Source organism: Arenimonas malthae CC-JY-1 (genome assembly GCF_000747075.1).
Taxonomy (GTDB): domain Bacteria; phylum Pseudomonadota; class Gammaproteobacteria; order Xanthomonadales; family Xanthomonadaceae; genus Arenimonas; species Arenimonas malthae.
Genome location: NZ_AVCH01000184.1, coordinates 1 through 22,054 on the forward strand (window position 1 = coordinate 1; position 22,054 = coordinate 22,054).

At 69.7% G+C, this 22,054-nt stretch carries 28 protein-coding genes; 5 read left to right on the forward strand and 23 right to left on the reverse strand.

The window, feature by feature from the left end:
* A partial coding sequence (locus tag N790_RS11715; RefSeq protein ID WP_156970062.1) for an ATP-binding cassette domain-containing protein occupies positions 1–653 on the forward strand: 653 nt, incomplete at its 5' end.
* Positions 654–872: 219 nt separating this feature from the next.
* Positions 873–2,561, forward strand: a complete 1,689-nt coding sequence (asnB, locus tag N790_RS11720) for an asparagine synthase B (protein WP_043804372.1) — start codon at positions 873–875, stop codon at positions 2,559–2,561.
* 10 nt (positions 2,562–2,571) lie between these two features.
* Here the strand turns inward: asnB and N790_RS11725 are convergent, their stop codons facing one another.
* The 13 genes from N790_RS11725 to N790_RS11785 all read right to left on the reverse strand — a co-directional run bounded on the left by N790_RS11725 (position 2,572) and on the right by N790_RS11785 (position 9,454).
* Positions 2,572–3,111 carry a DUF924 family protein gene (locus tag N790_RS11725; RefSeq protein ID WP_043804374.1) on the reverse strand — a complete coding sequence of 180 codons (540 nt, stop codon included), beginning with the start codon at positions 3,109–3,111 and terminating at the stop codon, positions 2,572–2,574.
* Between the two features lie 8 nt (positions 3,112–3,119).
* Positions 3,120–3,341: a hypothetical protein gene (locus tag N790_RS11730; protein WP_043804377.1), complete on the reverse strand. Its 222-nt coding sequence runs from the start codon at positions 3,339–3,341 to the stop codon at positions 3,120–3,122.
* Between the two features lie 17 nt (positions 3,342–3,358).
* Positions 3,359–3,661, reverse strand: a complete 303-nt coding sequence (locus tag N790_RS11735) for a hypothetical protein (RefSeq protein WP_052385903.1) — start codon at positions 3,659–3,661, stop codon at positions 3,359–3,361.
* A gap of 87 nt (positions 3,662–3,748) precedes the next feature.
* Entirely contained in the window at positions 3,749–4,711 is a 963-nt protein-coding gene (locus tag N790_RS11740; RefSeq protein ID WP_043804378.1) for a leucine-rich repeat domain-containing protein, read from the reverse strand.
* 16 nt (positions 4,712–4,727) lie between these two features.
* A complete protein-coding gene (locus N790_RS11745; RefSeq protein ID WP_052385904.1) occupies positions 4,728–5,180 on the reverse strand; it encodes a hypothetical protein in 453 nt (150 codons plus the stop codon).
* Positions 5,181–5,215: 35 nt separating this feature from the next.
* The gene (locus tag N790_RS11750; RefSeq protein WP_043804381.1) at positions 5,216–5,533 is read right to left on the reverse strand and encodes a DUF3817 domain-containing protein; all 318 of its coding nucleotides are present in this window, start codon (positions 5,531–5,533) and stop codon (positions 5,216–5,218) included.
* Positions 5,534–5,582: 49 nt separating this feature from the next.
* A complete protein-coding gene (locus tag N790_RS11755) occupies positions 5,583–5,882 on the reverse strand; it encodes a putative quinol monooxygenase (protein ID WP_211251993.1) in 300 nt (99 codons plus the stop codon).
* 47 nt (positions 5,883–5,929) lie between these two features.
* Positions 5,930–7,408, reverse strand: a complete 1,479-nt coding sequence (locus tag N790_RS11760) for a hypothetical protein (protein WP_043804385.1) — start codon at positions 7,406–7,408, stop codon at positions 5,930–5,932.
* Between the two features lie 8 nt (positions 7,409–7,416).
* Positions 7,417–7,626 carry a hypothetical protein gene (locus N790_RS11765; RefSeq protein WP_043804386.1) on the reverse strand — a complete coding sequence of 70 codons (210 nt, stop codon included), beginning with the start codon at positions 7,624–7,626 and terminating at the stop codon, positions 7,417–7,419.
* A gap of 22 nt (positions 7,627–7,648) precedes the next feature.
* The gene (locus tag N790_RS11770; protein WP_043804389.1) at positions 7,649–8,038 is read right to left on the reverse strand and encodes a hypothetical protein; all 390 of its coding nucleotides are present in this window, start codon (positions 8,036–8,038) and stop codon (positions 7,649–7,651) included.
* A 71-nt stretch (positions 8,039–8,109) separates the two neighbouring features.
* On the reverse strand, positions 8,110–8,646 hold the full coding sequence (locus tag N790_RS11775) for a DinB family protein (RefSeq protein ID WP_043804391.1): 537 nt from the start codon (positions 8,644–8,646) through the stop codon (positions 8,110–8,112).
* Between the two features lie 7 nt (positions 8,647–8,653).
* Entirely contained in the window at positions 8,654–8,857 is a 204-nt protein-coding gene (locus tag N790_RS11780) for a zinc ribbon domain-containing protein (protein ID WP_043804392.1), read from the reverse strand.
* A 66-nt stretch (positions 8,858–8,923) separates the two neighbouring features.
* Positions 8,924–9,454, reverse strand: coding sequence for an ankyrin repeat domain-containing protein (locus N790_RS11785; RefSeq protein WP_052385905.1), 531 nt, complete (start codon positions 9,452–9,454; stop codon positions 8,924–8,926).
* Positions 9,455–9,608: 154 nt separating this feature from the next.
* Here N790_RS11785 and N790_RS11790 point away from each other — a divergent pair, with 154 nt between their 5' ends.
* Complete coding sequence (locus N790_RS11790) at positions 9,609–10,151, forward strand: hypothetical protein (protein WP_052385906.1); 543 nt, start codon at positions 9,609–9,611, stop codon at positions 10,149–10,151.
* 33 nt (positions 10,152–10,184) lie between these two features.
* Here the strand turns inward: N790_RS11790 and N790_RS11795 are convergent, their stop codons facing one another.
* Together N790_RS11795 and N790_RS11800 are read right to left on the reverse strand one after the other, a co-directional pair.
* Positions 10,185–10,640, reverse strand: coding sequence for a hypothetical protein (locus N790_RS11795; RefSeq protein ID WP_043804394.1), 456 nt, complete (start codon positions 10,638–10,640; stop codon positions 10,185–10,187).
* A gap of 67 nt (positions 10,641–10,707) precedes the next feature.
* Complete coding sequence (locus N790_RS11800; protein ID WP_043804395.1) at positions 10,708–11,286, reverse strand: TetR/AcrR family transcriptional regulator; 579 nt, start codon at positions 11,284–11,286, stop codon at positions 10,708–10,710.
* A gap of 125 nt (positions 11,287–11,411) precedes the next feature.
* On the opposite strand from N790_RS11800, the gene N790_RS11805 reads away from it, so the two are divergent.
* Positions 11,412–12,140, forward strand: a complete 729-nt coding sequence (locus tag N790_RS11805; RefSeq protein ID WP_043804397.1) for an MBL fold metallo-hydrolase — start codon at positions 11,412–11,414, stop codon at positions 12,138–12,140.
* A gap of 5 nt (positions 12,141–12,145) precedes the next feature.
* On the opposite strand, the gene parC is transcribed toward N790_RS11805, so the two are convergent.
* Together parC and N790_RS11815 are read right to left on the reverse strand one after the other, a co-directional pair.
* The gene (gene parC / locus N790_RS11810) at positions 12,146–14,395 is read right to left on the reverse strand and encodes a DNA topoisomerase IV subunit A (RefSeq protein WP_043804398.1); all 2,250 of its coding nucleotides are present in this window, start codon (positions 14,393–14,395) and stop codon (positions 12,146–12,148) included.
* Between the two features lie 36 nt (positions 14,396–14,431).
* Positions 14,432–16,246, reverse strand: coding sequence for an ABCB family ABC transporter ATP-binding protein/permease (locus N790_RS11815; protein WP_043804400.1), 1,815 nt, complete (start codon positions 16,244–16,246; stop codon positions 14,432–14,434).
* A gap of 90 nt (positions 16,247–16,336) precedes the next feature.
* Here N790_RS11815 and N790_RS11820 point away from each other — a divergent pair, with 90 nt between their 5' ends.
* Positions 16,337–17,542 carry a multidrug effflux MFS transporter gene (locus N790_RS11820; protein WP_043804402.1) on the forward strand — a complete coding sequence of 402 codons (1,206 nt, stop codon included), beginning with the start codon at positions 16,337–16,339 and terminating at the stop codon, positions 17,540–17,542.
* Here the strand turns inward: N790_RS11820 and N790_RS11825 are convergent.
* The 6 genes from N790_RS11825 to minC all read right to left on the reverse strand — a co-directional run.
* Positions 17,539–17,994, reverse strand: a complete 456-nt coding sequence (locus tag N790_RS11825; protein WP_043804403.1) for a GNAT family N-acetyltransferase — start codon at positions 17,992–17,994, stop codon at positions 17,539–17,541. The two genes, N790_RS11820 and N790_RS11825, sit on opposite strands and share 4 nt — an antisense overlap.
* 78 nt (positions 17,995–18,072) lie before the next feature.
* The gene (locus N790_RS11830) at positions 18,073–20,019 is read right to left on the reverse strand and encodes a M2 family metallopeptidase (RefSeq protein WP_052385907.1); all 1,947 of its coding nucleotides are present in this window, start codon (positions 20,017–20,019) and stop codon (positions 18,073–18,075) included.
* A gap of 80 nt (positions 20,020–20,099) precedes the next feature.
* Positions 20,100–20,552 (reverse strand): hypothetical protein, encoded by a 453-nt coding sequence (locus N790_RS11835; protein WP_043804405.1) that lies wholly within the window; start codon positions 20,550–20,552, stop codon positions 20,100–20,102.
* A 3-nt stretch (positions 20,553–20,555) separates the two neighbouring features.
* Entirely contained in the window at positions 20,556–20,825 is a 270-nt protein-coding gene (minE, locus tag N790_RS11840) for a cell division topological specificity factor MinE (protein WP_043804408.1), read from the reverse strand.
* Between the two features lie 3 nt (positions 20,826–20,828).
* The gene (gene minD / locus N790_RS11845) at positions 20,829–21,638 is read right to left on the reverse strand and encodes a septum site-determining protein MinD (protein ID WP_043804409.1); all 810 of its coding nucleotides are present in this window, start codon (positions 21,636–21,638) and stop codon (positions 20,829–20,831) included.
* 48 nt (positions 21,639–21,686) lie between these two features.
* On the reverse strand, positions 21,687–22,054 hold a 368-nt coding region (gene minC / locus N790_RS11850; protein ID WP_043804411.1), incomplete at its 5' end, for a septum site-determining protein MinC.

A 22,054-nucleotide genomic window follows, 5' to 3' on the forward strand; every position in this document is an offset into this window, starting at 1 on the left:
AGGCGCGCGAACGGCTGGCGCTGGAGCCCGATTTCCGGCTCGACCTGGGCGGCTTCCAGCTGCCCGCGGGCAAGCGCCTGCTGGCGGCCGAAGGCCTGGCCCTGTACGCCGGCGACCGCTGCCTGCTGCAGGGTTTCGACCTGGTGCTGCAGGGACCGCGCCGGCTGGCGCTGCAGGGGCCGAACGGCAGCGGCAAGTCGCGCCTGCTGCGTGCGCTCGCCGGCGTGGCGCCGCCCGACGCCGGCCGCGTGCTGCACGGCACGCTGCCCATCGCGCTGGTGGACCAGCACGGCGCCGCCGAGCGCGACGACGACACCGTGCTGGAAGCGTTCCTGCGCCGCCAGCCCATGCACGAAGGCACGGCGCGCGAACGCCTGGCCTGGTTCCTGTTCACCGGCACGCGCGTGTTCCAGCGCGTGGGCACGCTGAGCGCCGGCGAACGCCTGCGCCTGGGCCTGGCCTGCCAGCTCGGCGGCCCCGTGTTGCCGGGCCTGCTGCTGCTCGACGAGCCCGACAACCACCTCGACCTGCCGTCGCTGCGCGCGGTGGAAGAGGCGCTGGCGCAGTTCCCCGGCGGGCTGGTGGTGGTGAGCCACGACGAGGCTTTCCTGGCCGCGGCGGGCGTGGAAGAGAAGCTGCGCCTGGGCGGCTGAACGGGCGGGCCGCTTGCGCCGGCGCGCCGGGCATGCCTATGCTCGGGCCATGCGCTGCACCGCCGCCAATAACGCCAATAACAACAATCGTCCCCGTCCGCGGGTCGACGACTTGGCGCGCTAGCTAGAAACCCGCCCCCAGTCCAAGACGGCCCGCACTGACGAAGTGCGGGCCGTCTGCTTTTGCGTCCCCGAAAACCGCCCAAAGGAGCTTCCACGATGTGTTCGATACTCGGTGTCCACGACGCCCGCCCCGGCGCCGACCTTCGCCCGCTGCGGCCTCTGGCCCTGTCCCTGTCCGCGCTGCAGCGCCACCGCGGGCCGGACTGGTCGGGCGTGTTCGCCGCGCCGGCCTGCCTGCTGGTGCACGAGCGCCTGGCCATCGTCGATCCGGCCGGCGGCGCGCAGCCGCTGCGCTCGGGCGACGGCCGGCTGGCGCTGGCGGTGAACGGCGAGATCTACAACCACCGCGAACTCGAACAGGACCTGGCCGCGCCCTACGATTTCCAGTCGAAGTCCGACTGCGAAATCATCAACGCGCTGTTCCTGCAGGAGGGTCCGGGCGCGGTGGCCCGGCTCAACGGCATCTTCGCCTTCGCGCTCTGGGACGAGGCGCAGCAGCGCCTGGTGGTGGCACGCGACCCGCTCGGCGTCTGCCCGCTGTACTGGGGCCACGACGGCGACGGCCGGCTTTGGGTGGCGTCGGAAATGAAGGCGCTGGCGCGGCTGTGCGACGACGTGTCGGCCTTTCCGCCGGGCCACGTTTACGACAGCGCCAGCGGCGAGCTCGCGCGCTTCCACGAGCGCGCCTGGCGCGACTACGAAACCACCCGCGGCGTCACCGTGGCGCCGCAGGACCTGCGCGAGGGCTTCGAGCGCGCCGTACACCGCCAGCTGATGACCGACGTGCCCTACGGCGTGCTGCTGAGCGGCGGGCTGGATTCGTCGCTGGTGGCGGCCTGCGCGGCGAAGTTCGCCCGCCAGCGGGTGGAGGACGGCGACCGCAGCGAGGCCTGGTGGCCGCGCCTGCACAGCTTCGCCATCGGCCTTCCGGGTTCGCCCGACCTGGCGGCCGCGGAAAAGGCGGCGAAGGCGCTGGGCACGGTGCACCACGGTTTCACCTACGACTTCGTCGAAGGCGTGGACGCGCTGCCCGAGGTGATCCGCCACGTCGAAAGCTACGACGTCACCACCGTGCGCGCCTCCACGCCCATGTACCTGCTGGCGCGGCGCATCAAGGCCATGGGCGTGAAGATGGTGCTCAGCGGCGAGGGCAGCGACGAGATCTTCGGCGGCTACCTGTACTTCCACAAGGCGCCGGACGCGCGCGAATTCCACGCCGAATGCGTGCGCAAGCTCGACGCCCTGCACCAGTTCGACTGCCTGCGCGCCAACAAGGCCATGATGGCCTGGGGCGTGGAGGCGCGGGTGCCGTTCCTCGACCTGGAGTTCCTGGACCTGGCGATGTCGCTGGACGCCGAGGCCAAGCGCTGCGGCGGCGGCCGCATCGAGAAGGCCTTGCTGCGCGAGGCCTTCGCCGGCGCGCTGCCGGACGAAATCCTGTGGCGGCAGAAGGAGCAGTTCAGCGACGGCGTCGGTTACGGCTGGATCGACGGCCTGAAGGCGCTGGCCGGACAACGCGTCAGCGACGCCATGCTGGCCGAGGCCGCGCTGCGCTTCCCGGTGAACACGCCGCAGACCAAGGAAGCCTATTGGTACCGCGAACTGTTCGAACGCGCGTTTCCCGGCGAGGCCTGCGCGCGCACGGTGCCGGGCGGCAAGTCGATTGCCTGTTCGTCACCGGCGGCGATCGCCTGGGACGCGGCGTTCGCGGCCGCGGCGGATCCGTCGGGGCGCGCGGTGGCGGGGGTGCACCAGGCGGCTGAAACGGCGGAGGTGGCGGCCTGAGCCCGCGCTGTCAAAAACTCGAGCCGGGCTGGGTCAGGAATTCGAGTTCCGCGGGCGTCGATTCCCGGCCGAGGATGGCATTGCGGTGGGGATAGCGGCCGAAGCGGTCGATGATCGCCTTGTGCCGAAGCTCGAAGTCGTGGTTCTCCGGCGGCGCGTGCCCGCGGTAGAGCGGCTCGGCCACCTGGTGGATCCGGCGCGATTCGCTGTGCATGTAGGGCAGCAGCAGGAAGCTGCGTTCGACCGGCGACAGCGCCGCCAGCGCGCCACCGGCCACCGCCTCCTGGGCCAGCGCCAGGGCCACCGGGTCGCTGGCGAAAGCCGCCGCCGTGCCACGGTGGATGTTGCGGGGGAACTGGTCGAGCACGATCACCTCGGCCAGCCGGCCGCGTGGCGTCGTGCGCCAGTCGAAGCATTCGCCGGCGGCCGCCGCGGCGAGCAGCGCGCCGAAGCGCTGGCGCACGACGGCGTCGAAGGCCGGGTCGACCTTCCACCACTGTGCGGGCGCGGTTTCCTCGAACCAGAAGCGCAGTACGTCGGCGGCCTGCATGCCCGGGCTCAGGCCGCGGCGGCGGGCGCCGGGCGCCAGCCCAGCAGGCGCGCGGGCAGGAACAGCACGGCCTTGAGCAGCGCGAACACGGCGTCCACCGCCACGCCCAGCAGGCGGAATGGCAGGCTGACGAGCCACAGCACCGGCCACAGCACCAGCACCCCCAGCGCCAGCGGCCAGGCCAGCACGAACAGCAGGCACCAACCCACGGCGAGCAGCAACAGTTTCATGGCGATTCCCTCCTGGGTCAGGGCGCGGGTTCGGAGACTTCGATGGTGGCGTAACGTTCGCGTGCCCCGCGGGCAATTCGGCAGTTCACGGGGTAGTCGCGGCCATCGGCGCGCAGCTTGCCTTCGACCACGAGGGTGTTGCCTTCGTCGCGGTAGGACGCCGTCCACTGGTACGTGGTGAGGCCCCGGCCCACGAGTTCCGCTTCGGCTTCCTGCCGGCACCAGGGCACCAGTTCACTGGCGCGCTGGAACACGCGCTCGGGCACCGGCGCCGGCGTGGGGGCGATCGTGGTGAGAGCGAAAACGAGGGGCAGCAGCATGGCGGGGGGCTCCGTGGGGCTCGAATCCAACCATCCCGGCGACGGAAACGGACGTCAAGTGACCCGGGTCATGGGTTCGCCGCGCGTTCAGCCGGCGGCGGCCGCCTTCACCAGCGCCTCGAACGCGGCCACGTGTTTTTCCAACCGCGCGGCGTCGCAGTGCTGGCACAGCCAGGCCTTGCCCTTGCCGGTGGTCATGACCATCGTCTTGCGGCCGCACTGCTTGCAGCCGAAGGCCTGCACCGGCCCCGACGTGGGCCGGAAACTGTCGCAGTGGATGTCGGGGCGGCGGCCCGCCAGCCAGGCCACGTTTTCCATGGGGAAGGCGTTCGACAGGCGCAGGTACTTCAGGTTCGCCAGCCCGGCCAGCGGTGCCAGCGATGGGTTTTCCACGCGCACGGTGGACAGCGTCAGTCGTTCCAGCGCGTGCAGGTTCGCCAGCGGCGCGAGGCCGGGAAGATTCAGCGGCTTGATGCTGTTGGAATCACCCGAGACCGACAGGGCGCGGAGCCCCGCCAGGCCCTCCACGAAACGCAGGTCGGCCGCGGCGCGCACGTTGCTGATTTCAAGGTCCACCAGCCGGGGCAGGGTGGCCAGGGCGTCCAGGCCTTCCGCCGAGGGCGCGCTGCCCAGGTGGAAATACGCCAGCCGGGGCAAACCCGCCATCGGCGCCAGCGAGGTGATGCCGCTCCACTTCACGTACAGGCCTTCCAGCGCCGGCATGGCGCAGGCGGCTTCCAGCATTTCCTGCGTCACCTTGCTGTGGAACCACAGCGTGCGCACGTTCGCGAGCGTGGGAAGCAGGGCGCACCATTCGCGCACCAGGGCCTTCTGCTTCGCGGGCGTCAGGCCGGTCTGGGTGATGCCCAGCGACAGGCGCTCGCCGCCGTCGTATTCACCGGGCGTGCGCACCAGCGGCGGCGGGAAGTTTCGCTGCGGGCGGTGGTACCAGTAGCTGTCGTCCGGCCGTACTTCCTCGGCGCGCTGGCGCTGGGCGTCCTGCACCGGCTGCAGGACGGCCTGGAGGGCTTGGCGCAGTTCATCGTCCACGGCCGGGCCCCGTGGCTCAGGGCGTGAGCGTGGCGTTGAGCTTGTCCTGGTCGAGGAAACGCTCGAAACCGGCGATGTTGCCGGACACGTTCGGGTGGTTCATGAGCTCCTGCATGGCGATCTGGCCCAGGTGCTCGAAGGGCAGCTTCATTGCCTCGGGGCCGCCGGCCTGGGCCAGCGCGCGCATCTCGCTGGCGCAATCCACCGTGACCAGGCGCATGAACAGCGCGGCGAACTGGCGCGAGGTGTCCTCGTGGTCGGCCGCGCTGGCGCTGGACAGCTGGCTGATCTCGGGGTGGCCGGCCAGGGCGAGGAAAATCCACTTGCCCAGCAGCTTGCGGTCCTTGCCCGTGGTGCTGTCGGAGAAGCAGGTCTGCGTGGCCTCGACCAGCGGATTGGCCAGCGCGGGCGCGGGCGTGACGGCGGCGGCCAGCAGCAGGGTGGCGGCGATAGCGGCGAGGGGCTTCATCGGCAAGGGTTCCTGGTATCGGGAGCGGATGGATTTCACTTTGGCGAGGCCGTGGCCGGCTGTCCAGCCGTGGGCGCCGCGAGTTCTCGCTTGAGCCGCGCATCGAGCAGCAGGAAACCCAATGGCACCACCGAGCACAGCAGGGCCAGCAGCCAGGCGCCCACCGACCATTTGCGCAGGTGGCTGACCAGCAGCGACATGGCCACGAAGGCCAGCCACAGCACGCCATGCGCCATTCCCACGGGCCAGACGAAATCGTGGCCGAATTGGTACTTGGCGGGCATGGCGATGAACAGCAGCGTGATCAACGACAAGCCTTCGATGAGGCTGAGCAGGCGGAAACTGCGAAGCATGGCGGGGCGGTTCCTATTCGGCGGCGACGGCCCCGGATGATACCGGCGCTCAGCGCGCCTCGTGCCAGAACGAGATGTCGGGCGGCCCCGCGAGGAATTCGCCGGCGCCCTGGATGAAGGCCTGGATGTGCGGCTGCTGCATGTGCGGCCCCAGGAAAACCGCCTGGCTGGGCCAGCGCTCGACCAGCGTGAATCGCCCGGGCTCGCTCGCGTCCTGCAGCACGGTGATGCCTGCGCATTCGGGCTCGCGGGCCAGCACGGTGTCGACCAGCGCGCGGATGGCCCGGCGGGCGATGTCGGCCTTGCCCGGCTGGGCGCGGTAGGCGACGAGGATGGTGGTTTCGCTCATGGGCATTGCTCCGGCAAGTGGCAGGTGGCGGTGGGTCGAACGCCCGGTCAGGGATGGCGAAGGAGCCGGGCAACCCGGGCGAAGTGCCTTGAATCATAGGTGTATGAGGTCGCGGCTTCGCTGCCATCGGGGACGTCGGTGGCGCGGCGGGCCTCCGCCTCCAGATGCGCTGAGTAGGTGTGGATCGGTGCTTCCACGGTGAAGTCGACGGCGTCGGGCACACGAGCGAAAAGGTGTTCGTGCAGCAGCAGGGCCTGCAGCAGCGTCAGGTCAGGGCCGGGGTGCATGCCATCGTTGGCGAACCAGGCCAAGCGCGGATACGTGGCCAGGCCCGCCTGCAGGTGGCGCGTGACATGGAGATAGGGCACGCCGGCATCCCGGGCCGCAATGGCCTCGGCCGAATCCAGCGAAGCCGAGGCACGAGGGTCGCCCTGGTAAGTACCCAACAACACGGGGCTCGCGCCATGTTCCCGCGCGAGGCGTGCGAGTGACGCAAGTGCCGCCCGGGCCTGCACGCACGAGCCAGGACCGAACGCACAAAGGAAGTCTCCCCCGCGCTCCTGCAACACGACGGTCTGGTAGCGGCCGGTGGCCAGGGCGCGCGCTACCGAGCCGTCCGCCACGCGGTCGGACAGAGTGGCGCCGCCGGTGACGATCATGTCGGCCTCCAGCGCGTGGTTGTCCCCGGCGGAGAGTGCTTCCAGCACTGCCGGGAGGTTGCCGGTGTAAACCAGGCTGTTGCCCACGAAGAGGACGCGATGCGGCGTGGCAGGGGCGGGACCCAATGCGTCCCGGGCCAATGGCGAAAGCGTGACTTTGCCCAGGCAGGCATCCGCGACGACGAGCCCCGGCCGAATTGTCCTGGTACCCTCAGGGCAACTCAGGTTGGCGCCCAGTTCGCGGGGGCCGCAGGCGCCGGCAGTGCAGTTCCAGGCGTTGCCGCCCGAGTAGTGCAGCGTCAGCAACGTGGTTGCCAACCCTTGGTTCACGAAGGCTTGGCCGAGCGTGGCGCGGCCCTCGCCGGCGTCCAGATGGCCGTTGCCCACGAGCAGCATCACCGGGTTGTCCTGGCCGTCGCGCTCGGCAAGCACCCGCGCCAGGGCAGGCGCCGCGAGGTCGTGCTGCTTTCCTTCGCGCAGGTCGATTCCGATGACTGAGGCTTCGCCGGCGGCCTCCAGGGCCAACAGGTCGCGGATGAGTTCCAGGCGGGCCATGCTGGCCCGGCCGTCCGGATTCTCTGCCCAGGTGCTGGATTCCAGCAGTACCGCAAGGCGCTCGGACTCGGGCAGCTGCAGCGCGCGCCTTGCCACCGCCACCGCGTCAGGCGGAAGTTCCAGGCCCACGACTACGGGCTGGTCGCTCCTGGCGGCCGCCTGGCCGACCAGGTCGAGGAAAGCGCGGGGATGTTCGCGGGTTCCGTGCAGTTCGCCGACCAAGGTGACTTGCGGGTCAGGCACGCCGTCGGCCGGAAGGCGACACCCGGTGGCCACCAAGACTGCCAACAGCAGGGCGGCCGCGGTTCGCATGTTCGGCACTAAGCGCCCCCGAACGTGGCGATGAGCAGGAACACGAGCGAAGCGATCCAGGAGATGCCGACGTAGAACTTCAGTTCCTGCGCCGTCAGGCTGGCGGCGAACCAGCCGAAGAGGAAGAAGGACTTCCAGCCTTCGAGGACGGTGGCGCCGTCCAGGAAGATCACCCAGTAGCAGAAGGCCGAGTAGGCGGCGAAGCTGAAGAAGGCCAAGGGGGTCCTCCTCGGTCCGGGGTCAGGGGCGGAAGCGAGGGGCCAGGCCGGGGTGCCATGCCATCAGCAGGCCGATGACCCACGCCAGTGCGCCCAACGCGGAAAGGGCGATGATCGGCGTGCCAAGGGCGACGTCCAGCTGTGCCACCACCAGGAAGCCAAGCGCCGCGACCGCCACCAGGGTGGCGGCGGTGCCCAGCCAGCGACCCCAGCGCCGGAACCGCAGCAGGCCGACGGCCGCGGCCGAGGCGGCTGCTGCGGCACAGACCAGCGCCAGTGCCGCGAAAAACCACGCGGGCAGTGGCTGGTCCCGCGGCAACACGGCGTGCAATGGCCGTTCGAACGGAAGCAGGGTGGACGCCGCGATCAGGGAGATCGACAGGACGATCAAGCCGCGGTAGAAACGGGTCATCGTGCTGGGCTCGCGTGGGAGGTGGTTTCCGGGATAGCGCCCCCGCGCGCGGCTGTCAACGGGAATCTTGCTCAGGCATCAAGGCGTGGGATGAGCGCCAGCAGGTCGGTGACGCCGACGTCCACGCCGGACTGGAACAACAGCGTCGACACCTGGCCGCGGTGGTGCGTCTGGTGGTTGAAGAAGTGCTGCAGCAGGGCGCCGAAATTCCGGCGGGACGCGACGCCGGCCATGTTCGTGTAAGTGAGGTCGGACGCCAGGTGCGCCGGCGACAGTTCGGCCACCCACTGCCGGATGAGTTCATCCAGGTCGTACCGGTAGCGGCGCAGGCCTGCCAGGTCCGGTGCGACCGGCTGCGCAAGGGAGGAAGGCTGCGCGAAGCGGGAAAGCGCGTCGAGGCTGGCGAACGAAGCCTCGTGCGCGGCGAAGCGATGCAGCCAGATCGTGTCGGCGACGGCGATGTGGTTCAGCGTGCCCAGGATGGAGCCGAAAAAGGCGCCCTTGTCGGCCGCGAGCGCCATGTCATCGAGCGTGGCGGCCGCGTCGAACATGCGCTCGTTCATCCAGCGGTTGTAGTCCGCCATCAGGGCGGCGGTCTGCGGCGTCATGGCTGTCCTAGGAGACCAGGAAATCGAAGATCTTCGAACCCGCGCCGACGTTCGTCCGGTACAGCTCGGTGAAGCCGCAGTTCTCGCAGCTCACCGCGGTGAAGCGGTTGGTGGAGATGTCGAAGGCGGCCGACAGTAAACCGCCTTCGGTGCGGATTTCATTGCGGCTGTATTCGGTACCGCCGCATTTCGTGCAGATGTACGAGCTCATGGACTCTCCTTCGCGGAACGGCGGGAATCAGGCCGCAAGCCGGGATAACGCCAAGCCCGGCTGGAGTCAACGGGAATCTTCCCCTGCCCGGGGACCCAGCCCCAGCGCCTGCCGCAAGGCCGCGGCCCCCACGGGGTGCCCGAAATGCTCCGCTTCCTCCAGCGCCGTCGCGTAATGGTCGATGCGCGTGCGCGCCTGGGGGTCGGCGCCGGCGGCCAGCAGCAGGTGCACGGCGTCGGCGTTGTCCGAACAGGCGGCCTGGTGCAGGGCGGTGTAGTCGTTGACGCCACGCTGGTTGGGGTCGGCGCCATGCCGAAGCAGCAAGGCCACGCGTTCGGCGGTATCGGGATGGTTGCTGCCCAGTGCGGCGAATAGGGGCGGAAAACCGTCGTCCGCGGGTTCGTTCGGGTCCGCACCCCGTTCAAGGAGCGCGCGCACCAGGCCGATGGGCGCGCGGTAGAGCGCATTGGCCAGGCAACTGCCGCCGCAGTCGTCGCGGGTGTGCGGGAAGTCGGGCGGATTTCCCAGCGCGGCGCGCAGGGCGTCCAGGTCGCCGCGGAGATAGGCGGCTTCGATGTCGAGGGCCGGATGGGACATGCCGGGCCATCGTGTGGTGGCCGGCCAGGCGGGTCAAGCCGCCCGACGGTTGCCCGCCGACGGCCCGCGGCCTGCCCGCAAAATGCCAGATATCCTGTCCATGCTTCCCCCAGGCCGCCCGGGGGACGGGCGCCAGGAACCCGGGAGAACACTAATGACGACCACGATGGAAAACCCGATGCACTTCGGCCACCGGCTCCGGCCGCTGGTGTGGGGTGGTGCGGCGGCCTTGCTGCTGCTGCCGGCGGTGGCCATGCAGTTCACGGACGAAGTGCAGTGGGATGCCTTCGATTTCCTGGTGATGGGCGGCATGCTGCTGGCCGTGTGCCTGGCCTATGAAGTGGCGGTGCGGATGGCGCGCAGCAACGCCTACCTGGTGGCGGCCGCCATCGCCGTCGGCGCCAGCTTCCTGACGGTGTGGGCCAACCTGGCGGTGGGCATCATCGGCAGCGAGGACAACCCGGTGAACGACATCTTCTTCGGCGTCATCGCGGTGGCCCTCGTCGGCGCAGTGGTTTCACGCCTGCGGCCGCGCGGCCTGGCCTGGGCCATGGTGGCCACGGCCGTGGCCCAGGTGGCGGCATGCCTGTACGCCTGGCTGGGCGGTCACGGCCATGTGTTCGTGTTCACCGGCGTCATGTGCGGGCTGTGGCTGGCGGCCGCGCAGTTGTTCCGGCTGGCGGCGCAGCGCCAGTAAGCACCCGGCGCGTCGCGCTGCGCGCCGGCGGGGTCAGCGGCAGGGGGCTACTTGCAGCGTGGCGGGTTCGGCGGTGTCGCCAGACTTCTTCTCAAGCACCAGCCCGCAGTTGTACTTGCGGTCGGGCTGCAGGTCGAACACCGCGGTCAGCACGTAATGCCCGCCGGCGTCCGGCGTGAATGCGCCCACGAACTGGCAGGTGTTGGCCACGCCCGGCGGAACCAGGCTGACGAACAGGCGGTATTCCGTGCCCGCGGGCACCGGGAAGCCCTCGTTGCCCTTGGTGCGCACGAATGGGTTGCCATGGCTGATGCTGGCGATGCGCCGCTTGGCCTTGCAGCTTCCAGGCGATTTCTCGCCGAAGAAGTTAACCACCACCGGGCCGGTCATGTTCTCGACCAGCTGCAGCTCCAGCGTCGCGGTTTCCGCGCGCGCCGCGATCGGGGCGGCCAGGAGGAGGGCAGTGAGGCAAACGAGGAATCGCGGCATGGTGGCTCCTTGGCCGCAGCGTCTCACGCCGAACCTGCCCGGTCCACCCTGCGGGTCGCCGCGGGTATCAGGGCGCCGCGTTGGTGAGGATCGCCTTCACCAGCGCGTCGACGGCGGCTTCGGGTGACAGCCCGCCGTCGCGCACCAGGCTGCGCCAGGTCGGGTAAGCCAGCGCCAGGCGCAGCAGTGCGCGCGGCGTGGCGGCCAGGCCTTCGCCCAGCACGTCCTCGCAGGCCGCCAGCGCAGGACCCAGCCGGAGTTCCGCCACTTCCCGCGTCGGTGCGTGGTACTCGGCGTCACGCAGCACGCAGCCGGCCAGCTCGGCATTGCGCTGGTACCAGGCGTGTACCGCGGCCAGGCCGGTGCGCAGTCGCGCGGTCCGGTCGGCGATGCCGCGCCAGGCCGCGGCGTCGGGCAGCGGGTCGCGCTCCAGCGACAGGGCGGAGCAGGCCATCAGCAGGCTGCGCTCGTCCGGGAAATGCGCGTACAGCGTGTTGCGCTGCACCCCCGCGCGCTCAGCCACCTGGCTCAGCGACGTTCGGGCGGGCCCCAGTTCGCCATGCAGGTCGACGGCGGCCTCGACGATCCGTCGCCGGGTCTCGGACTGCTGCTGGGCGCGCCGTTTGAGGGTGTAGGGCCGGGTCATGAACAATGATTATACACAGGTGTTCGCCCATATTGACCGGAGCGGTATTTAAATGCACAGTGGTGTTCAGTCATTTAACGACAGCCGCGGCCGGGGTCGGCCGGGGCGCTTCCCTGGAGTCCACCATGCGCACCCAAGTCCATGAAATCGCCGCCGGCATCTACCGGCTTTCCACCTTCGTCCCCGGCATCGAAGCGCCGGCCGGGTTCACCTTCAACCAGTTCCTGGTACTCGGCGACGAGCCGCTGCTGTTCCACACCGGGCCGCGCCGGATGTTCCCGCTGGTGCGGGACGCGGTGGCCCGGGTGATGGCGCCCGGGCGCCTGCGCTGGATTTCGTTCGGCCACGTCGAGGCCGACGAATGCGGCTCGATGAACGAGTGGCTGGCTCTGGCCCCGCACGCCCAGGTGGCGCATGGCCAGACGGCCTGCTCGGTCCAGCTGGATGACCTGGCCGACCGCGCGCCCCGCCTGCTGGCCGACGGCGAGGTCATCGACCTGGGTGGCGGGAAGCGCCTGCGCTACCTGGACACGCCGCACACGCCGCATGCCTGGGACGCGGCCGTGCTGTACGAGGAGTCCACCGGGACGCTGCTGTGCGGCGACCTGTTCACCCAGCTGGGCAATGGCCCGGCGCTGGTGACGGGTGACATCGTCGGGCCGGCCATCGCCGCCGAGGAGCTGTTCCGCTATTCCTCGCTCAACCCGGCCATGGGCACGACCATCCGCGGCCTGGCGGACCTGGCGCCGCGCACGCTGGCGCTGATGCACGGCCCTGCCTACGAAGGGGACGGCGCCAGCGCCTTGCGCGCGCTGGCCGACGACTACGACCGGCGCGCCGGCCGCCCGGGCTGAGGCCGTCAGGCCGTCTCGACCCGGTCCACCTTGGTGAAGCCGCGCGGCAGCAGGTTGCCGCGGCTGGCGCGGCTGCCTTCGTAGGCCTGCAGGTCGCGCCAGCTGAGCACCAGTTTCTGGCGGCCGGAATAGATGGTGAGCTCGCCGCCCTGCTTCACGCTGGCCACGGCCACCACCTTTTCCTCGCCCGATTTCAGCTTGGCCGGCGGGATCTGCACCAGCTTGTTGCCCTTGCCCTTGTCCAGCTCGGGCAGCTCGGCCAGCGGGAAGGCCAACAGGTGGCCGGCGCTGGTGATGGAGACGATGAAGTCGGTCTTCGGGTCGTTCACCGGCACCGGGGCCAGCAGCTCGGCGCCGTCGCCGGCGTTGATCAGCTGCTTGCCGGCCTTGTTGCGGCCGGTGAAGTTCTCGAAGCGGGTGACGAAACCGTAGCCGTGGCTGGAGGCCAGGACGTAGCGCGCGTCGTTGTCGGCCACGGCCAGGCCGATGAAGGACGCGCCCGCCGGCGGCGAGAAGCGGCCGCTCAGCGGTTCGCCGTTGCCGCGCGCGCTGGGCAGGCTGTGCGCCAGCGCGGAATAACTGCGGCCGGTGGAATCGACGAAGGCCACCTGCTGCGTGCTGCGGCCGCGCGCGGCCTGCAGCAGGCCGTCGCCGTCGCGGTAGCTCAGCGCGGCGGCCTCGACGTCGTGGCCCTTGGCGCTGCGGATCCAGCCCTTCTTCGACAGCACCACCGTCACCGGTTCGCTGGGCACCAGCTCGGTTTCGCTGATGGCCTGGGCGGCCTCGCGCTCCACCAGCGGCGAACGGCGCTCGTCGCCGAACTTCCTGGCGTCGGCCAGCAGCTCGTCCTTCACCTGCTTCTTGAGCTTGGCCTTGCTGCCCAGGATGCCGATGATCTTCTCGCGCTCCTTCGCCAGCTCGTCCTGCTCGCCGCGGATCTTCATCTCTTCCAGGCGGGCCAGCTGCTTGAGCTTGGTGTCGAGGATGTAGTCGGCCTGCTCCTCGTCCAGGCCGAAACGCGCCATCAGCACGGGCTTGGGCTCGTCCTCGGCGCGGATGATGCGGATCACCTCGTCGAGGTTCAGGAAGGCGACCAGCAGGCCTTCGAGCAGGTGCAGGCGGCGCTCGACCTTGTCCAGGCGGTGCCTGAGGCGGCGCGCCACGGTGTCGGTGCGGAACAGCAGCCACTCGGACAGGAAGTCGCGCAGGTTCTTCACCTGCGGCCGGCCGTCGAGCCCGATGATGTTGAAGTTCACCCGGAAGCTCTTCTCGAGGTCCGTGGTGGCGAACAGGTGGCCCATCAGACCCTCGAAATCCACGCGGTTGCTGCGCGGCACCAGCACCAGGCGCACCGGGTTCTCGTGGTCGGATTCGTCGCGCAGGTCTTCCAGCCAGGGCAGCTTCTTGGCGCGCATCTGCTGCGCCACCTGCTCCATGATCTTAGAAGGCGACACCTGGTAGGGCAGGTTGGTGATGACGATGTTCGCGTTTTCGCGCGACCAGGTGGCGCGGGCGCGCACGCTGCCGCCGCCGGTTTCGTAGATGGCGCGCAGGTCGGCGGCCGGGGTGATGATTTCCGCGCCGGTGGGGTAGTCGGGGCCGCGCACGTGTTCGCACAGGTCGCGCACGGTGGCGTCGGGGTCGTCGAGCAGGCGCACGGCCGCGCTGACCACTTCGTTGAGGTTGTGCGGCGGGATGTCGGTGGCCATGCCCACGGCGATGCCGGTGGTGCCGTTGAGCAGCAGGTGCGGCAGGCGCGCCGGCAGCCAGCTGGGCTCCTGCAGGGTGCCGTCGAAGTTCGGCACCCAATCCACCGTGCCCTGGCCCAGCTCGCCCAGCAGCACCTCGGCGATGGGCGTGAGCTTGGACTCTGTGTAGCGCATGGCCGCGAACGACTTCGGGTCGTCGGTGGAGCCGAAGTTGCCCTGGCCTTCGATCAGCGGGTAGCGGTACGAGAAGGGCTGCGCCATCAGCACCAGCGCTTCGTAGCAGGCGCTGTCGCCGTGCGGGTGGAACTTGCCGATCACGTCGCCGACGGTGCGCGCGCTCTTCTTGGGCTTGGCGGTGGCGCCCAGGCCCAGTTCGCTCATGGCGTAGATGATGCGGCGCTGCACGGGCTTGAGGCCGTCGCCCAGGAAGGGCAGGGCGCGGTCCAGCACCACGTACATCGAATAGTCCAGGTAGGCGCGCTCGGCGTACTCGCGCAGCGGGATCTGTTCGAAACCGTGGAAGGTGGGGCGGGCGGGTTCGGTCATTCGGGGTCGGTACCGGGGCGGATCAGACCCCGGATTCTACCGCCCCGGGGCGGGCGACGGCAGCGCCTGTTCCTGCTGCTGCAGGCGCCACATGCGGGCGTAGTGCCCGTCCCTGGCCAGCAGGGCGGCGTGGCTGCCGCGTTCGAGCACCACGCCCTTGTCCAGCACCAGGATCTCGTCGGCGTCCATCACCGTGGACAGGCGGTGGGCGATGACGAGCGTGGTGCGGCCCACGGCGATGCGGTCGAGTTCGTCCTGGATGGCCTGCTCGCTGGCCGAATCGAGCGCCGAGGTGGCTTCGTCGAAGATCAGGATGGCCGGGTTCTTGAGCAGGGCGCGGGCGATGGCCACGCGCTGCTTCTCGCCGCCGCTGAGCTTGAGGCCGCGTTCGCCCACCTCGCTGTCGTAGCCGTCGGGCAGGGACAGGATGAAGTCGTGGATGTGCGCCGAGCGCGCGGCGGCCTCCACCTCGGCGTCGCTGGCGCCGGGGCGGCCGTAGCGGATGTTGTAGCGGATGGTGTCGTTGAACAGCACTGTGTCCTGGGGAACGATGCCGATGGCGGCGCGCACGCTGTCCTGGGCCAGCTCGCGCAGGTCCTGGCCGTCGATGCGGATGGCGCCGGACTGGATTTCGTAGAAGCGGTAAAGCAGGCGAGAAAGCGTGCTCTTGCCGCTGCCCGAGTGGCCCACCACCGCCAGCGTGCCGCCGGGCGGGATGGAGAAGCTGACGCCGTGCAGGATTTCACGGCGCCCGTCGTAGCCGAAGCGCACGTCCTCGAAATCGACCCGTGGCTGGTGCGTGACCAGGGCGCGGGCGTCGGGGCGGTCGCGCACTTCCTGGGCTTCGTCGAGCAGGCCGAACAGGCGCTCGATGTTGGTGATGGCCTGCTTCACTTCGCGGTAGACCATGCCCAGGAAGTTCAGCGGCGCCGACAGCTGCAGCAGGTAGGCGTTCACCAGCACTAGGTCGCCCAGGGTCATTTCGCCGGCCACCACGCCGGCGGCCGCGCGCCACATCAGCGCGGTGATGCCGACGGCGATGATGGCGCTCTGGCCCAGGTTGAGCACGGCCAGCGACTTGAGGCTCTTCACCGTGGCCTCCTCCATCTGGCGCAGGTTGTCGTCGTAGCGGCGGGCCTCGTGGTCCTCGTTGTTGAAGTACTTCACCGTCTCGTAGTTGAGCAGCGAGTCCACCGCGCGGGCGCTGGCGCGGGTGTCGGCTTCCACCGCGGCGCGGTAGAAACGCGTGCGCCATTCGGTGACGCGGAAGGTCCAGGCCACGTAGGCGGCGATGGTGCCGAGCGTGATGGCGGCGAAGGTCCAGTCGTACTGCCACACCAGCACCGCCGTCACCAGGGTGATCTCGAGCAGGGTGGGCAGGATGGTGTAGATGGTCCAGTCCAGCAGGTCGGAGATGGCGGTGCCGCCGCGCTCGACGTCGCGCGCCACGCCGCCGGTGCGGCGATTGAGGTGGAAGCGCAGGCTCAGCGCGTGCAGGTGCCGGAACACGCGCAGCATCACCGTGCGCGAGCTGCGCGCCATGACGCGGGCGAAGACGATGGTGCGCAGCTCGGTGAACAGCGTCACCGACAGGCGCGCGGCGCCGTAGGCCACCAGCAGGCCCAGCGGCAGCACCAGCAGGCTGGGGGCCACGTCCAGGCTGTCCACCAGTTCCTTCAGCACCAAAGGCACGCCCAGGTTGGCGAACTTGGCCGTGGCCAGGCAGGCGAGCGCCAGCAGGATGCGGCCGGTGTAGGGCTTGAGGAAGGGCAGCAGTTCGCGCAGCACGGCGGCGACGCTGCGGTCGGGGACCGGCGGGGACTCGGGGGAGGCGGTGGCGGCGTCGGTCATGGTGTGCAGGTGGCGTCATTCGGGGCGCCATTCAAGGCGCGGCCAGCGGGGCCGGCGTATGCTGGCACGGTTTTCCCCCGCGTGGCCCCGATGATCCACCACCTGCAAATCTCCCGCGCCCGGCTGGCCTTGATCCTGGGCGGGCTGGCCATGTTCGGGCCGTTTTCCATCGACACGGTGTTCCCGGCCTTCCCGGTGATGGCGAAGGACCTGGGCGTGGGCAAGGTGGCCATGCAGCAGACGATCAGCGTGTACCTGATCGGCTACGCGGCCATGTCGCTCTTCCACGGCCCCATTTCCGACGCGGTGGGCCGCAAGAAGGTGCTGCTGGCGGGCATCGTGGTCTTCACGCTGGCCTCGGTCGGCGCGGCGCTGGCCACCGACATGACGACCATGCTGGCTTACCGCGCAGTGCAGGGCCTGTCGGCCGGCGTCGGCCTGATCGTCGGGCGCGCGGTGGTGCGCGACTGCCTGCAGGGCGACGACGCCCAGCGCCTGATGAGCCAGATCTCGATGATCTTCGGCGTCGCGCCGGCGATCGCACCGGTGATCGGCGGCTGGATCCTGGGGTACTCGGAATGGCACGGCATCTTCTGGTTCCTGGCGGGGTTCGGCGCACTGCTGCTGGCGCTCACCGCCTGGGGCCTGCCCGAGAGCCACCCGCCGGAGAACCGCGTGCCGCTGCACCCGCTGACGCTGGCGCGCGATTACGGCGCCATGCTCTCGAACCGCAAGTTCCGACTGCTGGCGCTGGCGGGCACGGCGAACTTCGGCGCGCTGTTCCTGTACATCGCCTCGGCGCCGGATTTCGTGATGGGGCTGCTGGGGCTGGGCGTGCAGGATTTCGTCTGGTTCTTCGCGCCCACCATCGGCGGAATGATGCTGGGCGCCTTCGTCAGCGGGCAGGCGGCGGGACGCGTGCCGGGCCGGCGGCTGGTGGAGTGGGGCTTCGCCTGCTGCGGCGTGGCGGCCGCGTACAACCTGGGCTACAACGCGCTCACCGACGCGCCCACGCTGCCCTGGGCCGTGTTGCCGACCGCGCTGGGCGCCTTCGGCATCGCCCTCGTGTTCCCCATCGTCACGCTGTCGCTGCTGGACATGTACCCGCGCCACCGCGGCGGCGCGTCGTCGATGCAGGCTTTCGTGGGCCTGCTGTCGAACGCAGCCATCGCCGGCCTGCTGTCGCCGCTGGTCAGCCACGACGGGCTGCTGATGGCGGTCACGTCCGCCGCGTTCACGCTCGTGGCCTGGGGGCTGTGGCGCTGGTACGCGGCGCACGGCGCCCGCGCGGCCTAGGCGCGCGGGTCGAGGGTATAGACCAGGAATTCGTCGTCGCGGCGCCAGCCGAGTGATTCATACAGCCGCCGGGCCGTGGCGTTGTCGCGCGCCGTCTGCAGGAACAGTTCCACCGCGCCGGTTTCGGCGCCGAACTGGCGCGCGGCCTCCATCAGCGCGCGCGCCACGCCGCCGCCGCGGGCTTCCGGGCTGACGAACAGGTCGTTGAGGATCCAGCTGCGCGCCTGCGACAGGCTCGACCACGCGGGGTAGAGCTGCACGAAGCCCAGGCAGGTTTCGCCGCGCCGGGCCAGGAACACCACCGACTCGTTCGCCCGCAGCCGGGCCGAGAGGAAGGCGTGCACGCGCGCCTCGTCCACCGGCTTGCCGTAGAAGCGCAGGTAGCCGGCGAACAGCGGCAGCAGTTCGTCGAGTTCGTGGTGGGTGGCGCGCTGGACCTGCAGTTCTTCCATGGCGCGCACGCTAGCACCAAAAACGAACGGCCGGCGGGTCGCCCCGCCGGCCGTCGTGCTTACCTTTCCAGCCCGGGATCAGGACTTGGCGGCGTCCCAGCCGCAGGTATTGCCCTGGTTCTGTTCCTGCAGCCAGGCCTGCAGCGGCGCGAAGTACTCCAGCACCGCCGAGGCGTCCATCTGCTCGCCGCCGGTCAGCTCCTTGAGCGTCTGCTGCCACGGCTGGCTGGCGCCACGCTGCATCATCGCCCAGTAGCGCTTGCCGGCTTCCGGGTTGTTGGCGAAGTTGCAGGTGTACAGCGGGCCTTCGTGGCCCGACGCGTCGCACAGCGACTTGTAGAACTGGAACTGCAGGATGTGCGACAGGAAGTAGCGCGTGTACGGGGTGTTGCCCGGCACGTGGTACTTGGCGCCGGCGTCGAAGAACTCCTCGCCGCGCGGGCCGCCGGCCGGGGCCACGCCCTGGTACTTCGCCTTGAGCTCCCACCACGCCTGGTTGTACTTGTCCGGGGTGATGGAACCGTCGAACACGCCCCAGCGCCACTGGTCGATCATCAGGCCGAAGGGCAGGAAGGCCACCTTGGCCAGGGCCATGCGCATCTGGCCGTTGATCACGGCTTCCTCGCTCACCGCCGGCTTGTCCACCAGGCCGATCGAGGCCAGGTATTCCGGGGTCATCGACAGCACGATGGTGTCGCCGATGGCCTCGTGGAAGCCGTCGTGCGCGCCCGACTGGAAGATCGGCGCCTGGTCCTTGTAGGCCAGGTAGTAATACACGTGGCCGAGCTCGTGGTAGATGGTGGTGAGCTCTTCCTCGTTGGGCTTGATGCACATCTTGATGCGCACGTCGTCGCCCACGGTGTTCATCGGCCAGGCGCTGGCGTGGCAGACCACGTCGCGGTCGCGCGGCTGCACCAGCATCGAGTCGGCGTAGAAGTTCTCCGGCAGGGCCGGCATGCCCAGGCCGGTGTAGAAGCTCTCGGCCAGCTTGGTCATGCGGGTGGCCATTTCCAGGTCGGCCTGGCGCTCGATCTCCACCTGCTGCGAGGCGGTGAGCTTGCCCATGCCGCCGGCCTTGGACACCAGGTCGGCCAGGATGGAGTCACGCTGCTTCTTCAGGGCGCCGGTGACGTCGAGGCTCCCCACGCCCTCGTAGGGCTGCAGCAGCGGCCAGAGGTTGCCCCAGTCCTGCTGCCACAGGTTGCCGGTGAGGTGGGCCGGGATCATGCCGTCCACCGAACCCTGCTCGCCGTACTTCTCCACCAGCTTCTCGCGGGTGTAGCACTGCAGCTGCTCGTACAGCGGCTGCACCTGGCCCCAGAGGCGGTCGGCCTCGGCCTTGAAGTCGTCGGCGGGCATGTCGTAGCCGGCGCGCCAGACGTCGCCGGTGTTGGCGAAGCCCATTTCCACGGCGCCTTCGTTGGTGAGCTCGACGAAGCGCTGGTAGTCCTTGCGCATCGGCTGGGCGATGGTGTGCCAGCCTTCCCAGGCGGCCTTCATCTCGTCGTAGCTGCTGCCCTGGGTGTCGGCGAGGATTTCGCTGACCTGGCCGATGTCCTTGCAGTCCTCGCCCACGCACCACTTGCCGGCGCCGTAGGTGGCGCCCATGCGGCTGGCGATCTCGGCGAGCTCCTTGAGCTTGGCCGGGTCGCGCGGGGCGGGCATGGAGGAGCTGGTCTTGAGCAGGTGGATGGCGCGCGCGGTGTCGGCCTGCAGGCCCTCGGTGGCGTAGGTCTTGGCCTGGGCGATGAACTCGTTGTTCTTGGCCAGCCAGCGCTCGTTGGCGGCGGACTCGACGCGCTGGCTGTCCTTGTTGATGTAGGTGGCGCCGAGCCAGGCGGCGGCGGTCAGCTCGGGGGTCATCTCCTTGACGGTCTGGTTGACGCGCGCCACGAAGGCGTCGGCGTCCTCGGCCGGGGCGGAGGCGGCGCCGGGGGCGGCGTCCTGGTCGGAGGGCTTGCAGCCGGACAGGGCCAGCAGGCCGGCGGTGATGGCGAGCGCCAGCAGGGCGCGTTGGGATTTCACGGGGAATACTCCAGGAAACGGGGCGGGAAGAGCGCCCGAAAGGCTAGCCCCCCCACCACGCCCCGCGCAAGGCCCGGAGCTCAGGGCAGGAGCTGGCGGTCGGCGAGGAAGGCGCGGGCGTCTTCGGCGTCCTGTTCGAACCAGGCGCGGGCCGAGCCGAGGCGGAAGGTGTAGCCCCAGGCGTCCATGTCGGCCATCAGGCGCTCGCGGCCGACGCCGGGCAGCTGGTCGGCCAGCAGGATCTGCAGGTAGCAGGTGGCGTCTTCCTCGGGCACCGAATCGGTGGCGTCGGTGTGCACCCGGGCGCGCCGCTCGGGCGGCATGACGATCAGGTGGCAGGCCTCGTGCAGCAGCGAGTGCACGGGCGTGTCGGGGCGGGCGTAGACCGTGGTGCCGATCAGGCCGGCCTCGCATTCGCCCCAGTAGCTGCCGGGGATGGTTTCTCCCTCCGGCACGGCCTGCAGGTGCAGGCCGTGGGAGGCAAGCAGGGCCGCGGCCGGGCCGAAGCCGATGTCGCCCAGCCGCAGGACCATGGTTCAGCCGTTGGCGGCGGCCGGTTTCTCCGGCAGCTGCACCGAGATGTCGAGCAGCTCGGAATCGCCGTCCTTGTGCAGGTCCACCTTCACCGCGTCGGAGTCCACGTTGATGTACTTGCGGATCACTTCCAGCAGCTCGCGCTGCAGCAGCGGCAGGTAGTCGGGGGCGCCGCGCATCGAACGTTCCTGCTGGATGAGTATCTGCAGGCGGCTCTTGGCGACGTTGGCGGTGTTCTTGTTCCGCTGGGTGAGGAAATCAAGGATGCCCATGGTTCAACCCCCGAACATCTTGGAGAAGAAACCCTTCTTCTCGACCGTGGTGAATCGCATCGGGCGCTCTTCGCCGAGGATGCGCGCGACGGCGTCGGTGTAGGCCTGGCCGGCCGGCGAGGCCTCGTCCAGGATCACCGGCACGCCGGCATTGGAGCTCTGCAGCACTTCCGGGGATTCCGGTATGACGCCCACCACGTCCAGGCCCAGGATCTCCTGCACGTCGCCGATGGAGAGCATGTCGCCCGCCTCGACGCGCTTGGGGCTGTAGCGGGTGAGCAGCAGGTGCTCCTTCACGCGCTCGCCGGCCTCGGCCTTCTTGGTCTTCGACGCCAGCAGGCCCAGGATGCGGTCGGAGTCGCGCACCGAACTCACTTCCGGGTTCACCACCACCACGGCGCGGTCGGCGAAGTACATGGCCAGGAACGCGCCCTTCTCGATGCCCGCGGGGGAATCGCAGACGATGAAGTCGAAGCCCTCGTCGCCCAGGTCCTTGAGCACCTTCTCCACGCCCTCCATCGTCAGCGCGTCCTTGTCGCGGGTCTGCGACGCGGCCAGCACGTGGAGGTTGTCGAAGCGCTTGTCCTTGATCAGGGCCTGCTTGAGGCTGGCCTCGCCGTTGACCACGTTGACGAAGTCGTAAACCACCCGGCGCTCGCAGCCCATGATCAGGTCGAGGTTGCGCAGGCCGACGTCGAAGTCGATGACGGCGGTCTTCTTGCCGGCCCGGGCCAGGCCGCAGGCGAGCGATGCGCTGGTGGTGGTCTTGCCGACGCCGCCCTTGCCCGAGGTCACCACGATGATTTCAGCCAATGTTCTTCTCCGTAACGCGTTCGCGCCTTGCCGGCGTCTGTGTGGGGGTCAGTCGAGCTGTTCGATGCGCAGCTTGTCATGCTCGAGCCATATCTGCACGGGCTTGCCGAGCAGGGCTTTCGGGATTTCCTCGAGGACCTTGTAGTGCCCGGCCACCGCGACCAGCTCCGCATGGAACTCACGGCAGAAGATGCGGGCGGTGGCCATGCCGGCGGCGCCGGCCAGGGCGCGGCCGCGCAGGGCGCCGTAGACATGGATGGAACCGTCGGCGATGACCTCGGCGCCGGCGCCGACGGTGGCGCAGACGGTGAGGTCGCGTTCCTGCGCGTACACCTGCTGGCCCGAGCGCACCGGGTGCAGGTGCACCAGGCCGGGCTCGGCGCGCGGGGCGGGCGCGGCCGGCGCGGGGGTGGGCG